Source organism: Rhodoferax sp. GT1R46 (assembly GCF_056521285.1).
On sequence record NZ_JBWMBC010000005.1, the window covers coordinates 1 to 13,545 of the forward strand.

The 13,545-nt window shown below is 57.2% G+C and carries 19 protein-coding genes; 4 read left to right on the forward strand and 15 right to left on the reverse strand.

What is annotated here, in order from left to right:
- Window positions 1–304 precede the first annotated feature (304 nt).
- The 11 genes from AC097W_RS12010 to AC097W_RS12060 all read right to left on the reverse strand — a co-directional run bounded on the left by AC097W_RS12010 (window position 305) and on the right by AC097W_RS12060 (window position 7,044).
- Window positions 305–514, reverse strand: a complete 210-nt coding sequence (locus AC097W_RS12010; RefSeq protein WP_479602798.1) for a recombinase family protein — start codon at window positions 512–514, stop codon at window positions 305–307.
- Between the two features lie 154 nt (window positions 515–668).
- Window positions 669–974 (reverse strand): hypothetical protein, encoded by a 306-nt coding sequence (locus tag AC097W_RS12015; protein WP_479602799.1) that lies wholly within the window; start codon window positions 972–974, stop codon window positions 669–671.
- 147 nt (window positions 975–1,121) lie between these two features.
- Window positions 1,122–1,583, reverse strand: coding sequence for a DUF2846 domain-containing protein (locus AC097W_RS12020; RefSeq protein ID WP_479602800.1), 462 nt, complete (start codon window positions 1,581–1,583; stop codon window positions 1,122–1,124).
- 165 nt (window positions 1,584–1,748) lie between these two features.
- Window positions 1,749–2,564 (reverse strand): hypothetical protein, encoded by an 816-nt coding sequence (locus tag AC097W_RS12025; protein WP_479602801.1) that lies wholly within the window; start codon window positions 2,562–2,564, stop codon window positions 1,749–1,751.
- Between the two features lie 88 nt (window positions 2,565–2,652).
- Window positions 2,653–3,042: a hypothetical protein gene (locus AC097W_RS12030; RefSeq protein ID WP_479602802.1), complete on the reverse strand. Its 390-nt coding sequence runs from the start codon at window positions 3,040–3,042 to the stop codon at window positions 2,653–2,655.
- 80 nt (window positions 3,043–3,122) lie between these two features.
- The gene (locus AC097W_RS12035; RefSeq protein WP_479602803.1) at window positions 3,123–3,374 is read right to left on the reverse strand and encodes a hypothetical protein; all 252 of its coding nucleotides are present in this window, start codon (window positions 3,372–3,374) and stop codon (window positions 3,123–3,125) included.
- Between the two features lie 103 nt (window positions 3,375–3,477).
- Window positions 3,478–3,942: a hypothetical protein gene (locus AC097W_RS12040; protein WP_479602804.1), complete on the reverse strand. Its 465-nt coding sequence runs from the start codon at window positions 3,940–3,942 to the stop codon at window positions 3,478–3,480.
- A gap of 34 nt (window positions 3,943–3,976) precedes the next feature.
- Window positions 3,977–4,144: a nuclease-related domain-containing protein gene (locus tag AC097W_RS12045; protein WP_479602805.1), complete on the reverse strand. Its 168-nt coding sequence runs from the start codon at window positions 4,142–4,144 to the stop codon at window positions 3,977–3,979.
- 93 nt (window positions 4,145–4,237) lie between these two features.
- Window positions 4,238–4,831, reverse strand: coding sequence for a DUF1439 domain-containing protein (locus AC097W_RS12050; RefSeq protein ID WP_479602806.1), 594 nt, complete (start codon window positions 4,829–4,831; stop codon window positions 4,238–4,240).
- A 2-nt stretch (window positions 4,832–4,833) separates the two neighbouring features.
- Entirely contained in the window at window positions 4,834–6,099 is a 1,266-nt protein-coding gene (locus AC097W_RS12055) for an NADH:flavin oxidoreductase/NADH oxidase family protein (protein WP_479602807.1), read from the reverse strand.
- A gap of 9 nt (window positions 6,100–6,108) precedes the next feature.
- Window positions 6,109–7,044 carry an NAD(P)H-dependent flavin oxidoreductase gene (locus AC097W_RS12060; protein ID WP_479602808.1) on the reverse strand — a complete coding sequence of 312 codons (936 nt, stop codon included), beginning with the start codon at window positions 7,042–7,044 and terminating at the stop codon, window positions 6,109–6,111.
- Window positions 7,045–7,197: 153 nt separating this feature from the next.
- On the opposite strand from AC097W_RS12060, the gene AC097W_RS12065 reads away from it, so the two are divergent.
- Window positions 7,198–7,959: an SDR family oxidoreductase gene (locus AC097W_RS12065; RefSeq protein WP_479602809.1), complete on the forward strand. Its 762-nt coding sequence runs from the start codon at window positions 7,198–7,200 to the stop codon at window positions 7,957–7,959.
- A gap of 130 nt (window positions 7,960–8,089) precedes the next feature.
- Window positions 8,090–8,437 carry a hypothetical protein gene (locus AC097W_RS12070; RefSeq protein ID WP_479602810.1) on the forward strand — a complete coding sequence of 116 codons (348 nt, stop codon included), beginning with the start codon at window positions 8,090–8,092 and terminating at the stop codon, window positions 8,435–8,437.
- Window positions 8,438–8,532: 95 nt separating this feature from the next.
- On the opposite strand, the gene AC097W_RS12075 is transcribed toward AC097W_RS12070, so the two are convergent.
- Window positions 8,533–8,751 (reverse strand): SlyX family protein, encoded by a 219-nt coding sequence (locus tag AC097W_RS12075; RefSeq protein ID WP_479602811.1) that lies wholly within the window; start codon window positions 8,749–8,751, stop codon window positions 8,533–8,535.
- A 133-nt stretch (window positions 8,752–8,884) separates the two neighbouring features.
- Between AC097W_RS12075 and AC097W_RS12080 the strand changes: the two genes are divergently transcribed.
- Entirely contained in the window at window positions 8,885–9,784 is a 900-nt protein-coding gene (locus tag AC097W_RS12080) for a GGDEF domain-containing protein (RefSeq protein ID WP_479602812.1), read from the forward strand.
- Window positions 9,738–9,872, forward strand: a complete 135-nt coding sequence (locus tag AC097W_RS12085) for a diguanylate cyclase domain-containing protein (protein WP_479603088.1) — start codon at window positions 9,738–9,740, stop codon at window positions 9,870–9,872. Before AC097W_RS12080 ends, AC097W_RS12085 begins: the two co-directional genes overlap by 47 nt.
- On the opposite strand, the gene AC097W_RS12090 is transcribed toward AC097W_RS12085, so the two are convergent.
- The 3 genes from AC097W_RS12090 to imuA all read right to left on the reverse strand — a co-directional run bounded on the left by AC097W_RS12090 (window position 9,873) and on the right by imuA (window position 13,480).
- Window positions 9,873–11,258 carry a wax ester/triacylglycerol synthase domain-containing protein gene (locus tag AC097W_RS12090; protein WP_479602813.1) on the reverse strand — a complete coding sequence of 462 codons (1,386 nt, stop codon included), beginning with the start codon at window positions 11,256–11,258 and terminating at the stop codon, window positions 9,873–9,875.
- A 145-nt stretch (window positions 11,259–11,403) separates the two neighbouring features.
- Window positions 11,404–12,786 carry a Y-family DNA polymerase gene (locus AC097W_RS12095; RefSeq protein WP_479602814.1) on the reverse strand — a complete coding sequence of 461 codons (1,383 nt, stop codon included), beginning with the start codon at window positions 12,784–12,786 and terminating at the stop codon, window positions 11,404–11,406.
- Window positions 12,755–13,480: a translesion DNA synthesis-associated protein ImuA gene (gene imuA, locus AC097W_RS12100; RefSeq protein WP_479602815.1), complete on the reverse strand. Its 726-nt coding sequence runs from the start codon at window positions 13,478–13,480 to the stop codon at window positions 12,755–12,757. The genes AC097W_RS12095 and imuA overlap by 32 nt, the downstream gene beginning before the upstream one ends.
- Window positions 13,481–13,545 lie beyond the last annotated feature (65 nt).

Consider the following 13,545-nt stretch of genomic DNA (forward strand, 5'->3'; position numbering starts at 1 on the left):
GCCGGCCAGCACCGGGTAATTGAATGACTGAAGTGTGCACGTGTCCACCTTATTGAAGTGGACACCATGCTCCCAACTATTGCCGCCTCCAACAAGATGGGTTTGCCGCGCGCTTACCCAACATCCACGCCCGGGAATACCAGCTCTATCTGCCCAGCAAAGAAGAGTTGCAGCAAAAGCTGGCTGAATGGGCGGGGATTGAGGGCGAAATCGGGCTGTAGCCCCCGTGGAATATGCGCAAGCAGCTATCAAAAATGTAGCAATTTGGCACACCTCTCGAAATCCCAGCGGCCTCTACTCACTCTCAGCCGGGGTCATGGTCCCCGGCAGCTCGGCAATCCCACGATGGCGGCAAAGTTTTGCGGCAATGCGCCAGCTCGATGCGCGTGGCCGACTTGCCCGAAGCCGTCTCTTCATAAATCGTGATGCAGCCGGAACGGGTCAGGGCATCACGTTGCAAGTCCAGATTCTGGTCATCGGTGGAGACACGGGCATATCCAATGCGTTTACTCATACGTTTAACTAACTTTGATTTGTAGATAAGTTAGTTTACACATTTGAGCCAAAAAATGGGCTTTTAAAGCCCATTTTTCAAATGTCAACAAAACGACCGTTTGTGCACCATCCCAAGAGTATTTCGCTTTAGGGATTCCACCGCCCTTGCCATATTACGGGCCAAAGGCTGGTGTGTCAGGTTCACAGCGAAATGTCAAGGTTGCTGAGGTGCAACGAATAGCCGGAATACCCATCACAGTATCAGATGTAATCTCAACAGGCATCTCCTTTCTTCCTGCACAGAATTTGAGTGCTTCATCGCGCAGATGATTTAATACAGAGCTTGGGTTTCCAATCGCGCATGCATCACTCAATTTGGTGAGCTGATATTCATTTTTGCCAACAACTGAAAATTTAGTACTAGCGCAACCAGATAAAATAAAAGCAGTAGCTATTGTTATTAAAAATACTTTTGGCATTATTTATCTCGCGTAGTAATAAAATTGTTAACTTTTAAGTGAATAATTTGCAGACAGCATAAGCAGATTTTAATTTGCACTTAATTCGAGCCAGAAGAGACTGTTTTTAAACCAAACCAGATTTCTGACATCGAGTTCAAGCCATCATTACTTGCTGCACGTACCTGATGTTGCAAGTTCTAGCTTTGCAACTGCAACTTTACCTTGCTCTTCTGGAATCAATTCAAGGCCGGCTCCACCAACTAATAAACCCATCTTGATGTATTGTCTAATAAAGTAGTTCTTACCAGCATCAACCATCAGAGAAAGATTATTTGGAGAGAACTCTGACTCCGTAGAAATCTCATACTCTTTGCCACCCGCAACTTCTGTATAGAAGAAAACATCAGGCGCAGATTCGCCAACACATTTTCCATCTAAAAAAATGTCCTTTTTCAGAGCCTTACCAACAAAACTATCGCGATAAGTATAAAGACCTGAATTGCCAGGTGCCGGTTGTGCAAACTGATGCGCCTTCGCAGAAGCCTCTCTACTTTCCATTTTCACAGATGCACACCCTGTGAATAAAGCAGAAATTAAAATAATAAACGCAATTTTTTCATCATCCATCCCTAAGAAAAATATAAAACAAAAACACTTTTAGTAGCGTTTTTCAAACGCTGGTAACACTTATGACGTTGTTTCGAAATCATCCCCTGTAGATTCAGGCTATGACGGTGTTTCTCGAAATAGAGGTTTTTTTAACCACGCCAAAAATTGTGATTATTAAGCATATTAATATTTAATAGAAAATGAATTTTGCCCTAAAACTGCTGCTTCGCTATATGGTTTTAGTGTGTTGTTTTGGTCAATTATATAGTATTGGCTAGACCGGCCATTTACTGCAGAAACGTTGCTTGATGATATTATCTTAACAAGTGCGGTTGTGGCAGTATCTTTCTCAATGGAGTAAGTTACAGTATTACTGATTGACGGAGAAGAACAGGAAATGCTTACTGAAGGATAGCAGCCATTTTGCGAAAACCAAGTGCCACTATCACCAACTTTTACACTATTAGGCAAATTAAAAAATGCATTGACGTCTGTTAAATACCATGCATCGCCTCCTGTATTACTGTATCCAGTTCCACTGGATTGAAAGTGAGCATATGTATTACTGATGTTATTAGTGGCAAAAATATCACCGGCAAACACCCTTATCGCAGTACCATTAATATTTATATCATAAATAATTTTAATATTGCTATCGTGCGTTGCATTTGCTGTTTGTGTATAGTAGTAAAAATAAGATCCGGCTCCGCTAAATATTTGATCATTATATATTTGAGAGGGATTGCTCTCATTTGTTATTGTATATTGAGCAGTCCCAGTATATTTAACCCCATTTACAGTCGTTGAAACGACACCGTTAAATGTTTGCTGACCTAAAGTTGTGAAATATTTAGAAACGGCTTGATTTAAATTAAACGACAATGTAGAAGCAATAGGGCCTGATGCGGCTGGCGCCTCGCCACCGCCACCGCCACCGCAAGCGGTCAGCACTGCTGCCGTGATTACAGACAAGCTCATAGCTTTGATACGAAAAATCATTCTTATTCCCATTGGTTATGCCATCGAACGTGTTCGCCTCCCCAGGCTACATCGAGTGATACGCAAGGGAATTATCAATCATGAAAATCTAAAGAATATTGAACAATGCAAAACTCAGTCCCGCAATGGATCGGTTGCACGCTTTGTTTAACATAATGCCCTGTTCGATCAAGTACCCGCCAAACGGGTGGATCGCGGCCAACTGTCCACTGTTTGCATTCAGCTTCATGGCTTCACTGACCGTCTGCGGGAGCAAAAATCCCGCTGCCACAGTCCCCGCCTGAGCCAGCAACTTATTGCGCTCATCTTTCCCTAGCTTTTCGGCCAGGTCCAGAGCCGACTGTTTATGGTCGTTGGTCATTTGACCCATAGTGGCCAGGTCCAAGTGACCCTTACCGAGTCCTTGTATCGCCTGGGCTGATATCTGGTCTTTGAGTGCTTCTACCAAAAGGCCATTTTTTGAATTTGAAAGGGTCATGGGGGATTACTGTTTTGCGAGCTTGGGTGCGGAGACGGAATATTGTCAAGTACGCTTACTTTGACACGTTGGAAGAGGCATCAAATCTCCTTGATGACAGTGACCACACTTTTTCCGTCAATGTCCACCAATTGCCTGCGGCCCTCAGGGTATGGTTCTGACTCGTCCATGCCGCCGCGAGCCCGTAAATCGGCGAAAAACTTATCCGCTGTTGGCAATGCAGCACAGTAGCTTTCGGCCAGCCTCTCAAAGTACACCTCCTGTTCTTCGGTACTCAGAGCGTCAGGGCTAATGAGGGCATGAAGTGCCCACTCGACTGAATTGGTGGTCATGGTGCGTCCAGGTTAGTGCAGGATTCTGTTTTCCATGCCTGTTACCTCAGAACAGGGGCAAATTGTCCGATCAGTTGAGTGTTCATTTGAATGTCTCCTTGAGTTATTGTTGGGTTTGGAACATCTCTTGCATGGCCTGTAGCTGCTCAGAAAAGAACGTCCGCATGACACATGACAGGAACTGTTTACGTTCGAGCTGGTAGTAGTCGGCCAGCGGGTTCACGGCACTCAAAGGGAGAACGAATACACCTGATTCAACCTGACCGACAGCCTCACCTGTCACCGCCGGGTGCTGCGAGGACAAAGATCCTCCCGACTCCTGGATTCGTTGGCGTTGCTCCTTCAAAAACGTTGCAAAGGCCGATGGCGTTGAGGTACCGGCGAGATCCGTCTTTGTTTGTCCTGCAAAGACAGTGGGTTTGAAGCCGCGACGCTCCATAAGCCATTTGCGCGCCGACTCGCTGTCCACCGCGCTTGAGTCTTCGGAGCACACCATGTGGCCGGCGCTGACCGCGTTGCGTACTGTGCGGACATCGACATCTGCCAAGAAGGCAATCTTCTCGATCATGATCGGATCGCCAGATTCGAGGCTGTGACGTCCGTCAGCTTGCCAAATAAGACGGTTCCAGGCCGGTGACAACGGGCACGGGCACGTCGTACCAGAGCAGATAGTCGTCGTCGAGTTTTTGTTCAAGCCGCTCGCCCAGGCGTCTTTCGCCCGAGGTCATGCGCGACACACAGGCGCCAAGCGCCGGCATGAGGGTAGCCATCGTGTTTATCCCGTCCCTGAGATTATTTTGTGGGCCATTATGGGCCCCGGCAGCGGGCATCTGGAGCGCCCGCGACTGCATGACGTTTTGGCGCTACAGCGGCTTGAGTACAAAGCCGATGACCAGCCCCTTTTCCGTTACCGTGATGTTGCCGGGCTGCATGCCCAGGCCATCGGCCACCACCAGGTCTTGCGGGCGCAGCTGGTGCAGCACCACCTCTTGTAATGACTGCTTGGCCAGGGCGGGCCCGTAGACGTTGAGCAGCTCGGAGGCTGCAGGTTGCAGGTCGTTGATGTGCAGGTTTTGAAACTTCAGCTGATACGCGCGGATGGTTTGGTCGCTGGGCTCGTAGCGCAGGGCAAAGTCCACATCAAACGTGCCCGCGTGGCTGCGCTGCAGCGCCGGGCCCGTGGCTTCCAGAGCCATCTCGGCACGCACGCGGTTTTCAGCGGGCAGCAGGCGCAAATGCGGCGCGTGCACGTCCAGCACCAGCAGCCCCGCCACCGGGTAGCGCAGCGGAAAACGCTCTGCCACCACCCGCTGCAACTGCTCTGCCGAAACGGTGTAGTTGGGCTGGGCGTGGGCCGCCGACAGCGCCAGCGCACCGAGCAGCAGGCTGAAGAGCACGCGCAGAAACAGCAGGCGGGGCCACTTGGGGGTGATGACAACAGTGACAAGGTGGTTCATGGTCACACTCCAACGAGCTTGCGCCGCAGCGCACGGCCAGCGTCATTGCCAAAGTGGCTCAACAGGGCCCACAGCGGGCTGAAGTTGGGGTTTGGCAGCTTGCCAGCACCCAGGCGCTCAATCTGATGGTAGTACCAACCGGCCTGGCACTGGTTGTTCAGCGCGCGCAGGCTGGCGGATGAGCTGTTGGGCCCCCAATAGCCGCGCCCCAGTACCAGTGTGTCTTCTGGCACCGGCAGGCGCTGCAGCGTGCCGGCAAACATGTGCTGGGGAAAGTCGGGCTGCAGACAAAACGGGCGGGCCAGGCCGATCATGTCGGTGTGGCCACCGGCCAGCGCGTCGTCCATACCCGCCAGGGTGCGAAACCCTCCGGTCACCATGATGGGCATTTTGGCCACGGCTTTGATGAACTTGGCGTACTCCAGAAACATGGCTTCGCGCTCGCGGGTGCTTTCGCGAATTTCACCCTCCTGATGCGACTTGAAAAACTCCAGCTGCTCGTAGGTGCCGCCGGACACTTCCAGCAGGTCAACGCCTGCGTCGTTGAGCCAGCGCACCACCTCCACGCTGTCATCCAGGGTGAAGCCCCCTTTGACAAAGTCGGACGAGTTGAGCTTGACGGAGATGGGAAAGTGCGGGCCCACTTTGGCGCGCACGGCCTGCACCACTTGCAGCAGCAGGCGGGCTCGGTCTGCGAGCGTGCGGCCCCAGTGGTCAGTCCGCTGGTTGGTGCGGCCCGACAAAAACTGTGACAGCAGGTAGCCGTGTGCCGCGTGGATTTGAACGCCATCAAAACCCGCCTCTTGCAACACGCCCGCAGTGGTGGCAAAGCGCTGGATGATGTCCTGAATATCGGCCTCGTTTGCCGCGCGCGGCTTGCCAAAGTTGCCTGCAATGCGCAGTTGCACGGCCGAGGGCGCCAGCGGTGTGAGGTTGACCATGCGCGGGCACTGCCGCCCGGGGTGGCTGATTTGTGCCCATAGCTGGCTGCCACCGTCATGCACCGCCTGCGCCCAGTTGCGCAGTTGCGCGATGCCAGAGGCGTCTTGCACGACCACGTTGCCAGCGCGCTCCAGGTAGCGCGCATCCACCATGATGTTGCCGGTCAACAAGACAGCTGCTCCGCCACGGGCCCAGGTGCCGTACAGCCGGTTGTGGGCCGCAGTGGCGTGGCCCCTGGCGCTTGCAAGGCCTTCGGTCATGGCCGCTTTGCAGATGCGGTTGGCTACATGGTGGCCGCAGGGTAGAACCAGCGCTTGTTTGATCATGCGGCCTATTTAACCAAAAACGCGCCCCTGTGCCAATGCGCCCAACCGTGCGGTGATGGCAAAGAACTCGGCCACCGTCTCGTCAATGATTTGCTGCGCGGTTTTGATGGAGTCAATCAGGCCCACGGTTTGCCCAGCCAGCGCGGGCGCGGCTTCCATGTCGCCACCAAAGTACACGCCCAGAATGCCCTGCAAGGCATCGGCGGGCATGACGCCCTCTTCATAAATGCTCTGGGTGCGTGCCGACTTGAGCGAGCGTATGCACGGCGATGATTTTTTGTTCAGCACCAGCGTGCCAGTTTCTTTGGCTTGCACGATGGCGTTTTTGTAGTTGTCGTGCACCGGGCTTTCGGTGCAGCTCACAAAACGCGTCCCCATTTGCACGGCCTCGGCACCCAGAGCAAAAGCGGCCGCCATGCCACGGCCATCGCAAATGCCGCCTGCGGCAATCAGCGGCACGTCCGTCCGTGCGCGAATGGCCTGCAGCAGCACCAGGGTGGATACCTCTTCGGGGTTCTTGAAACCCCCGCCCTCGGCGCCCTCCACCACCAGGCCATCAATGCCCGCGTCCACACACTTGAGCGCTGCGTCCACAGTGGGCACCGCGTGGTAGACGATGATGCCCGCGTCCTGCAAGGGCTTGACGAACTTGGCGGGGCTGCCCGCAGAGGTGGTGACGAATTTCACACCCGAGTCGCACACGAAGCGGAGCATGGCGTCGTCCTTCAAAAACCGAATCGGCAGGTTGACGCCAAACGGCAGGCCCAGTGCGCTCATCTTGGTGATTTCGGCCTGGCAGTTGGCGGTCTCGCCCGACGAGGTTTCAATAATGCCCAAGCCCCCGGCGCGCGACACGGCCGATGCCAGCTGCGTGCGCGCTATCCAGCCCATGGGGGCCTGGAGGATGGGGTATTTGGCGCCAGTGTGGGCGAGTACGCGGTTCATGGGCATCCTGTCAGTTAGCTTGTTAGGGCCGCAATTATTGCCAACGGGCTGGGGCGCTGTGTGTCGCACGGGTTACGCAGCGCGGCACGTGAACGGCGTGTTGTCACCCGGTCGGACTCTATGATCAATTTTTGAACCGACGGAGAGACTTCGATGCACAGCAATTTTGACGGCAAGGTGGTGTTGGTAACCGGTGGCGGCGGTGGCATTGGGCGCGCCAGCGCGTTGGCGTTTGCCAAGGCCGGCGCACGCGTAGCCGTGGTGGACCGCGATGTGGCAGCGGGCACCGAGACAACCCGGCTCATTGAAACCACCGGGGCACAGGCGCTGTTCATACAGACCGATGTCACGCAGGCCGCACAGGTGGAGGCGATGGTGGCGCAGGTGGTGGCGCACTTTGGCCGGCTGGACTGCGCCTTCAACAATGCTGGCATTGAAGAAGAGCACATGCGGCTGGCCGACTGCGCAGAGGACACCTTTGACCGCATCATGGCGGTCAACGTCAAGGGCGTGTGGCTGTGCCTTAAATACGAGCTGGCGCAAATGCTCAAGCAAGGCGGCGGCTCCATTGTCAACACGGCATCGGTGGCGGGTTTGGTGGGCGCGCCCAAGATGGCGGCCTATAGCGCCAGCAAGCATGCGGTGCTGGGCCTGACCAAATCGGCAGCGGTGGAATACGGGCGCAAGAACATTCGCGTCAACGCGGTGTGCCCCGGCGTCATTCGCACCGCCATGTTTGACCGTGCCATGCAAGCCGACCCCAAGGTGGGACCGGCCGTTGCGCAACTGCACCCCATTGGCCGCATTGGCGAGGCCGATGAAGTGGCGGCTGTGGTGCTTTGGCTGAGCTCGGACGCGGCCTCGTTTGTAACCGGCCATGCCCACACGGTGGATGGCGGCATGACTTCCGTTTAGCGAAGTAGAGCGGGGTTGTTGCATTGCCCGCATTACATTTCTTTACAGGCGATGTTGTAGTTGGCAGTCAACTGGCGCAAGCCGGCCCTCGTTGAGGATGGGTATCAACAACCAACCGAAAGACGACTCCATGAACTTCAAGACTTTGACCACTACTGCTCTGATCGCCGGCATTTTCTCCATGGGCGCTTTTGCCCAGACCGCTGCGCCTGCAGCGCCCGCCACGCCAGCAGCACCCGTCGTCAAGTCCGCTGTTGTAGCTGCCGACAAGGCTGCTGTAAAAGCCGACAAGGAAAAGATGTCTACCGACAAAGCTGCCAACGCAGCGCCAGCCGTCATCAAGGCTGATAAGGAAAAGCTGAAGGCTGACCGCGCACAGGCCAAGAAGGACCGCGCTGCCGCCAAGAAAGCCAAGATGGTGAAGCCAGCTGCCATACCGGCAACGCCTGCTACACCAGCGGTTGCTCCAGCCAAGTAATTACTGGCCACCATGACAAAAGCCCCGCCCGGGCATCCTGGGCGGGGCTTTTGTTCGCAAGGACTTAAGCGCGATGCGCACTCACGGAAATCGGTTCAATAGTGCGGAGGCAGCTCTTCGCTGGCGCGGCTGAAGCCGGCGCTGGCGCCATCCGGCATTTGCTGGCGTAACTGGCCTACCTCGCGAATCAGCATGGCAATTTCTTCTTGCTGGCGCACGATGATCTGGTTGAGTTGATCCAGCAAGTCTTCGGTGAAACTGGCCTTGATTTCCAGATCGGTCAGGCGCTGGTCGGTGTTGTTTGGTTTTTCCATGCGCTCTATTGGACACGATCAGCAGCCGCATTGCTTTGAATCGGCCGCCGCGTAGATTTACACCATCCCGCTTGCGCAATAATGGTTTTCAAAATGAAAGAGGCCATGGACGTTCAGAACACATTGGATCTGGATGAAGCGCATATTGCTGTTGGCGTGGGTTATCCACAGCGCTGCCGGCTCGACAAAGGCCGTCATTTGGGCATGCTTGATCTCCGCCGTTGCGCTGTCCACCGTCGGTATTGGCTACCGCTACCGACTCAGCATCTCCCGCAATCAAGACCCCATTTTCTGGACCTGGGCACAGATCGCCTGCGCAGGCATGCTCGGCCTGACGTGGGGTTCATCGGTCTGGTTCACCTGGGTTGAAGGTCAGTTCCTGTACTACCTGACCGACCTGATTATTCTTGTGGGTGTATCGGGCATCTGCATGATGATCATGTCGCCCGTGCGCTCAGCCACGTTTTTCTTTTCTATGGGCATGCTGCTACCTCCTTTGGTGCAACTGGCCGTCGTCAACAACCCGATTGGGCCGCAGGTCTTCATTGGCTGGATCGTCATGTTTTTCGTGCAGGTATGGTCCGCCCGGACGTTGGAGCAGGAGCTTTTTCGTGAACTCGACCACTCGGTGCGCAATTCCATGCTGGTCACGTTACTGACACGGGCGCGTGGCGACCTCAACCAGACCAATAGAGAGGTCAAGGCGAAGAATGAGGAGCTGAAATCGGCCATGGAGCGCCTGAATGAACTGGTGACCCGGGACCAGCTCACCGGCGCCTTCAGCCGCCGGTATATTTTTGATCAGTTGGCGCATATGGTCTCGATCAAGGCCCGCCACGATGTCCCGGTCTGCCTGGTCATGTTTGATCTGGACCACTTCAAATCAGTGAACGACCACTATGGTCACCCGGTGGGCAGCAGTTTTGCTGGCCGACCGGCTACGGGACGCACTTTCCAAGACTTTTATTACCGAAGGTCTTCACCAAATCTTCCTGCCAGCTTCTTTTGGCGTAGCCGAATTGAGGCACGGTGAAGATGTAGCGGCCTGGTTTCGGCGGGTGGATGCAGCGCTCTACGAGGCAAAAGCACAAGGACGCAACGCGGTTGTGTCGGCGAAATAGCTACAGGTGCGCCTCGCTCACCGAATTTTCCAGCTCGGTAAAAGCCTCTGAAACGTACTCGCCCAGGCGTTCCAGGTGGGGCAGCTCATCGGTGGCAATCAGGCCAAAGAACAGCTCACCGGCATAACTGAACAGCGTGATGTTGAGCAGGTTGCTGGGCGGCAGCGTGCTGATGGGGTGCATTTCTTCCATGCGGGCGCCCTTGATGTACAGGTATTCCTTGGGACCGGGCACGTTGGAGACCAGGGTGTTGCCCATGGGGGGCATCTTGTTGCTCAGCTTCAGAATCTCGGCAATCTGCGCCACCAGCCCGGTGATGATGGTGTACGACTCAATGGCTTCGGGCGGCACGCTGTCCACCATGGTGCGCACATTGCGCAGGGAATACCCGATGTTGCGCAGGCGCACGTAGGGGTCGTCTGTGGGCGGCGACAGTTCTACCTGGATGATGCCGATCTTGTTGCCCGCCGTTTTCTCGCCCTCTTTGCGCAGGTTTACCGGCATCTGGATGGTGATGGGCTTGCGCAGTTCAACCCCCTGGTCTTTCAGGTAACGGCGCAGCGCACCGTCCAGGCAGGTGAGTGCGATGTGGTTGAGAGTAGACCGGGTACTGGCCCGGATTTTGTTCACCCGTTCCATGGACACAGCAGCCGTGGCAAATTGCCGCCCGGAAGTAACCTGGCCTGTCAGCGGTGTTTTGGCGCTGGAGACAAACGGCAGTGCAATGGCATTTTTGGTGAGCTTGATGCTTTCCAGAAACAGCATGGCGCCCAGGCGCCCAATACCCAGAAACCGCCGGCCGTTGCCCGTGATTTCTTTCCACGCGATCTGCATCAACTCCTGGTTGCGTGAGGTACGGTGACTGCCGTGGCCACTGTGCTTGAGCGTCCACACCGGAGTCAGCTCCAGGGCGTCGGGCGACGGGCTCAGGCCATCGGCCGTCCAGCGCGCCATGGTGACGCCGTCGGCATAAGCGTGGTGCATCTTCTGGTAGAGCGCAAAGCGTCCCTCGGTCAGCCCGTCGATCACATGCACTTCCCACAGCGGGCGCGTGCGGTCGAGCATGGGCGTGTGCAGCTTAGAGACAAAGTCGTACAGGGCTTTGCGGTCGTTGTGGCCGGCCTCCAGCTTGTGAAAAAACACGTGCTGTTCCAGATCAACCACCACATCCTGCCATTGCGGTCTGGAGGTCAGCGAGAAATGGATGATGCGGTTGAACGGCGGCTTCACATCGGTGAAGGTCAAATACTCGCGGTACAGGTTTTTGGCAAAGGCGGCCGTTGATTTGGGCGGGCGTTTGCAGATCAGGAGCCCGCCCACGTGCTTGGGGCTGGCTTCGGATTCGGCAATAAAAAAACCGAGATCCAGCAGGGACAATTTGCTCATGAGAAGGGGCGCCTTTCGCAGCACGGGTAGGTGCCGATCGTTGTCAATCCGGATAATTATTTTTTTCTGCAACCTGCAATGTAGGGGATGCAACGCAAATGGTCAAAACAGGGCGCGCCAAATAGATTGCTTGCCGCAACCGGGCTCAGGCATAGAGCCCATGCAAATACCACCGGGCCGTGTTTTGCGCTCCCTGTTTTGCCTGCCCACCCAGCCGCTCCTGGTACACCCACACCAGGCCCGCCTGCGCGCTGCGCGCCACAAAGTAGTCGCGCAGCGCGCAGGCGGCATCGCCGTCCAGCCAGCCGGATTCCAGCCGCTGCGGCCCGGCCAGCAGGGTGAGCGGCCCCTGGTACTGCGGGCTACCTTGGTGCACTGCCAGACGCAGAGGGGTGGCGAGCAGCCAGGTGGGATACAAGGCAAATTCCTGCGCATCCTTCACGTCATTCAGGCCACCAGCCCTCGTGGATAGTGCGCGAGCAGCTCCTGATTTCATAGCATTTTTTACGCCCAGAGTTTCTGCGGCTGCCGTCCAGCGCTGCATGCATTCGGGCCGGTGGTCCGCATGGGGCGTGGCACCCAGCACCTGCTGCACACCCAGACGCGCGCTCAGGCGCTCCAGCAACTGGTGCAGGCTGTCGCCATGGCGCTGGTCATCGTGCAAGAGGCTCAGGCTTTCCCCCGCCAGGGGCTGCGTTTGCACGGTACGCAGCCGCAGATGCAGCACGGGGGCGGGTAGCGTGACGCGCGCCAGCTGCTCGCCCAGCAGGCGCTGCAGGTGCTGCATGTCCTGTGTGGGCTCGGCGGTGCGCAGGATCAGGCGGCCCTGCGCACCACCGGTGTGGTGGGCATCCACATGCTGGGCGTTGGAGCGCCGGGCGTCCAGTTCCCACAACAACTCGAGAGCCAGCACGCCCCGCTGGCGGGCTTGCAGCCATACCTGCAGTTGCGCCAGCAGACGGCGCGCACCAAACAGCAGAGCCGGGGCCGACTCCACGCTGGCCGCCAGCTCCAGCGGTGCGTCAAACACCTGCGGCAGGGTCAGCCACGGATAGACCTCTGGCCGTAGGCCATAGGCCCGGTCCAGCGCATCAATCAACCCCGCGCCAAAGCGGCGCGCCAGACCTCCCCGCGGCAACGCGCGCAGCTGCCCCCAGTTGCGCATGCCCAGGCGCGCCAGCGTGGGCAGGTGCGGGCGGGCGGCGGCCAGGGTGTGCAGGGGCAAGGCATCGGGCGGGATGGCATTTTTGTCACCCTTCGCATCACACCCCAGGCGCCCTATTGCTATCAAAGATGTAGCGCCTTGCGCATATTCCACGGGGGCTAGAAGCCCATTTGTCTTGAACAGGTGCGCCAGCAGCGCAGTACGGCCACCAAACAGGCGCTCGCTGGCAGACACTTCCAGCACCAGTGCCGCGTCCACGCGCGCCACCAGAGGGGTGAACTGCAAAGCCCACCACGCCCAGGCGGTGGGGGCGTCTGCCAGTGCACCGTCTTCAGTTGACGGCTGCAGTGCGATCCAGTGCATGGCGTCCTCCTGCACCGTAGCCGGTGCGCAGGCTGCTGGCCGCCAGCAGCCTTGCAAGGCGCATGGGGCGGGCTGCCATGCGCAGGGGCTGCGCCAGGGGTGGGCCGCGCCGCTTGAGTACCTGCACTTCCAGTGCATCCGGCACCTCTTTGGCAGGTGACACCCACAGGCGCAACACCGCGGGGGATGACTCGTGTTGCGCCTGCTCCGGGCGCAACACAAACAGCAGCTTGGCGTACTCGGCGGCGGCCATTTGCAGGCGACGCAACTGGTCGGGGCGCGTCTGCGGCAGCCAGGCCAGCACAGCATCTACATCGGCACAGCGAAGCGCCTGCTCGGTAGACCACAGGCGCTGGGGCGCATCCTGGGCCATAACCCACAGCAGCCGGTTCAAGTTCAGGCCTTGTGCACCCAAGGCCGGTCCAAAGGGCACATGCGGTGCGCCCACCAGCACCACTGCCCCCGTGCCGCTGCGGGCCAAAGCCGGCAAGAGCAAGCGCCATTCGCTGTGCACCCCGGGCATTTGGAGGATCTCGGTCAGCGCCCCCAGCGGCCAGCCGCCGCCAGGCAACTGCGCGTCCAGCAGGGCGTCCCCCGTGGCCAAAATTCGGCCTGGCGCACCCGCCAGCGCGTCCGCATGCCAGACGTCGGCATGGACGCTTGCCAGGGAGAGAATGCGCGCAGAGGTAGACATGGCAAGGGGTTTTGCAAAATACTGTATTTTTTAACAGTATACGCCTCCATCGTCAATTTCCCTGA

Bases quoted from the DNA above. Each gene is read 5' to 3' on its own strand.
- AC097W_RS12010 (WP_479602798.1), bottom strand. From the start codon at position 514: ATGAGTAAACGCATTGGATATGCCCGTGTCTCCACCGATGACCAGAAT.
- AC097W_RS12090 (WP_479602813.1), bottom strand. From the start codon at position 11,258: ATGAGCAAATTGTCCCTGCTGGATCTCGGTTTTTTTATTGCCGAATCC.
- AC097W_RS12045 (WP_479602805.1), bottom strand. From the start codon at position 4,144: ATGGCTACCCTCATGCCGGCGCTTGGCGCCTGTGTGTCGCGCATGACC.
- AC097W_RS12095 (WP_479602814.1), bottom strand. From the start codon at position 12,786: ATGCACTGGATCGCACTGCAGCCGTCAACTGAAGACGGTGCACTGGCA.
- AC097W_RS12055 (WP_479602807.1), bottom strand. From the start codon at position 6,099: ATGATCAAACAAGCGCTGGTTCTACCCTGCGGCCACCATGTAGCCAAC.
- AC097W_RS12035 (WP_479602803.1), bottom strand. From the start codon at position 3,374: ATGACCACCAATTCAGTCGAGTGGGCACTTCATGCCCTCATTAGCCCT.
- AC097W_RS12070 (WP_479602810.1), top strand. From the start codon at position 8,090: ATGAACTTCAAGACTTTGACCACTACTGCTCTGATCGCCGGCATTTTC.
- imuA (WP_479602815.1), bottom strand. From the start codon at position 13,480: ATGTCTACCTCTGCGCGCATTCTCTCCCTGGCAAGCGTCCATGCCGAC.
- AC097W_RS12015 (WP_479602799.1), bottom strand. From the start codon at position 974: ATGCCAAAAGTATTTTTAATAACAATAGCTACTGCTTTTATTTTATCT.
- AC097W_RS12040 (WP_479602804.1), bottom strand. From the start codon at position 3,942: ATGATCGAGAAGATTGCCTTCTTGGCAGATGTCGATGTCCGCACAGTA.
- AC097W_RS12065 (WP_479602809.1), top strand. From the start codon at position 7,198: ATGCACAGCAATTTTGACGGCAAGGTGGTGTTGGTAACCGGTGGCGGC.
- AC097W_RS12080 (WP_479602812.1), top strand. From the start codon at position 8,885: ATGAAGCGCATATTGCTGTTGGCGTGGGTTATCCACAGCGCTGCCGGC.
- AC097W_RS12025 (WP_479602801.1), bottom strand. From the start codon at position 2,564: ATGATTTTTCGTATCAAAGCTATGAGCTTGTCTGTAATCACGGCAGCA.
- AC097W_RS12030 (WP_479602802.1), bottom strand. From the start codon at position 3,042: ATGACCCTTTCAAATTCAAAAAATGGCCTTTTGGTAGAAGCACTCAAA.
- AC097W_RS12075 (WP_479602811.1), bottom strand. From the start codon at position 8,751: ATGGAAAAACCAAACAACACCGACCAGCGCCTGACCGATCTGGAAATC.
- AC097W_RS12020 (WP_479602800.1), bottom strand. From the start codon at position 1,583: ATGGATGATGAAAAAATTGCGTTTATTATTTTAATTTCTGCTTTATTC.
- AC097W_RS12060 (WP_479602808.1), bottom strand. From the start codon at position 7,044: ATGAACCGCGTACTCGCCCACACTGGCGCCAAATACCCCATCCTCCAG.
- AC097W_RS12050 (WP_479602806.1), bottom strand. From the start codon at position 4,831: ATGAACCACCTTGTCACTGTTGTCATCACCCCCAAGTGGCCCCGCCTG.